The organism is Micromonospora chalcea, from assembly GCF_002926165.1.
Lineage (GTDB): Bacteria > Actinomycetota > Actinomycetes > Mycobacteriales > Micromonosporaceae > Micromonospora > Micromonospora chalcea.
Genome location: NZ_MAGP01000077.1, coordinates 1 through 1,413, shown reverse-complemented (window position 1 = coordinate 1,413; position 1,413 = coordinate 1). Strand labels below are relative to the sequence as shown.

Below are 1,413 nucleotides of genomic sequence, written 5' to 3'. Positions count from 1 at the left end.
TGGGTCTTGTGACGTGTCTGTGGGTGGTTGGGCGCGTCGTTGATGGCGCACGCCGTTGTCCTGCCTAGGTTCTGGCTTGTCGAAGGTCAGAACTTGATGGGCGGGAGAACGGCGTGCGTTCTGCCAGGGTATGGGCTGGGCTGCTCGGGGTCGAGCAGGCGGTTGTCGAGGGCGTGGAGTTCGATCCGGTCGAGTCGGTGGTGGTGGCTCGGGTGCGGGTGCGTAAGGGCGCGTCGCGGCGGTGTCCGCACTGTCGTCGGCGGTGTGCCCGCTATGACGCTGGGGTTCGTCGTCGGTGGCGGGCGTTGGATCTGGGCGTGGTGCGAGCGGTGATCGAGGCGCACGTGCCGCGGGTGTCGTGTCCGGAGCACGGGGTTGTGGTCGCGGCAGTGCCGTGGGCTCGGCATGGGGCAGGGCACACCCGGGCGTTTGACCAGGTGGTGTCGTGGTTGGCGGTGCATACCGCGAAGTCGGCGGTGTCGCAGCTGATGCGCATCAGTTGGCGCACCGTCGGGGCGATCGTGGCGCGGGTGTGGGCCGACACCGGTGCCGCGGTGGACCGCCTTGAGGGACTGCGCCGTATCGGCATCGATGAGATCAGCTACAAGAAGGGCCACCGCTACCTGACCGTGGTGGTCGATCATGACACCGGCTGGCTGGTCTGGGCCTCGCCCGGCAAGAGCGCGGCGACCCTCAACGCGTTCTTCGACCTGCTCGGCGATGAGCGGGCCGCGAAGATCACGCACGTGTCCGCCGACGGCGCGGACTGGATCACCACCGTTATCCGACGGCGCTGCCCGAACGCCGTGCGCTGCGCCGATGCATTCCACGTCGTGGCCTGGGCCACCGACGCCGTGGACAGGGTTCGCCGCCAAGCCTGGAACGAGGCCACCGGCCGTGGCGCCGGCCGTCGCGGCGTCGCCGTCGGCACGGCCCGCCAGTTGAAGAACACCCGCTGGGCGTTATGGAAGAACCCGGAGAACCTCACCGACGCCCAGCAGGCCAAACTCGCCTGGATCGCCAAGACCCACCCCCGCCTGCACCGGGCCTGGGCGTTGAAAGAAGGACTCCGACTGGTGTTCACCCTGGCCAAGACCAGCCCGACAGCCGCAGTCGAGGCCCTCGACCGATGGATCGGGTGGGCCCGCCGCAGCCGCATCGACATCTTCATCGACCTACAACGACGCGTCACCCGTCACCGCGACCAGATCATCGCCGCCATCACCCATGGCCTGTCCAACGGCCGCATCGAGTCCGTCAACGCCAAGATCCGCCTCATCACCCGCATGGCCTTCGGCTTCCACTCATCCGAAGCCCTCATTGCCATGGCCATGCTCAGCCTCGGCGGCCACCGACCCGAACTACCCCGCCCATGAACACCCGACCCACACATCCGTCACAAGACCCATATTT

1 protein-coding gene is annotated in these 1,413 nt (G+C 67.8%); it reads left to right on the top strand.

Annotation, left to right across the window (positions count from 1 at the left end):
* Positions 1–113 precede the first annotated feature (113 nt).
* Entirely contained in the window at positions 114–1,376 is a 1,263-nt protein-coding gene (locus BAW75_RS08125; protein WP_104113155.1) for an ISL3 family transposase, read from the top strand.
* Positions 1,377–1,413 lie beyond the last annotated feature (37 nt).